The organism is Falsiroseomonas sp. HW251, assembly GCF_050563545.1.
Taxonomy (GTDB): Bacteria; Pseudomonadota; Alphaproteobacteria; order Acetobacterales; family Acetobacteraceae; genus Falsiroseomonas.
The window spans coordinates 1-568 of sequence record NZ_JBNXUM010000110.1 but is presented as its reverse complement, the minus strand read 5'-3'; the positions used below and the strand labels follow the sequence as shown (position 1 = coordinate 568).

The following is a 568-nucleotide window of genomic DNA, read 5'->3' as shown; positions in this document are numbered from 1 at the left end:
TGGCCAGGGTTTTGAGCAGACGGCGAGGCGGCGCGTAGTTGAAGCGCCACTCGCACTCCGCCAGGAACAGCGGGAAGCTTTGGCGGGGGATGCCGTTGTAGCGTCTCAAGTGGCGCTTGGCCTGGCTCCAGAAGTTCTCGATGCCGTTGATGTGGGCGCGGCCTTGCGCGTAGCTCCGCTTCTTGTCGACCCGGACGTGGCGGAATTCCGAGACGTCGAGCGCCGCGTAGCTGTGGTAGCCGTCGCTGTAGACGAGGGAGTCCGGCTGCACGCGCTGGCGGATGATCGGCATCAGCGTGCTGTGACGCAGGTCGGCGATCATCACCGCGTGCACCTGGCCGCGCCGCTTCAGCAGCCCGAACACCGGCACCTTGCCGGCCGCGCCGCGCCCGCGCACGCCCTTGCGGTGGCCGCCGAAGTAGCTCTCGTCGACCTCCACCTCGCCACCAAACGGGTGCCCCTCGCGGGTGCGCGCCCAGATCACCTCCCGGAGCTTGTGATAGAAGAGGATGGCGCTGTTGCGGTGGATGCCGAGCAGCTCGGCCGCTGTGCGCGCCGGCGTGCCGGC

At 68.8% G+C, this 568-nt stretch carries 1 protein-coding gene; it reads right to left on the bottom strand.

Features of this window, described 5'->3' with window-relative positions; genetic code table 11:
• The coding region (locus ACLF3M_RS35410; protein ID WP_430661716.1) for an IS1595 family transposase at positions 1-568 on the bottom strand (568 nt) is incomplete at both ends.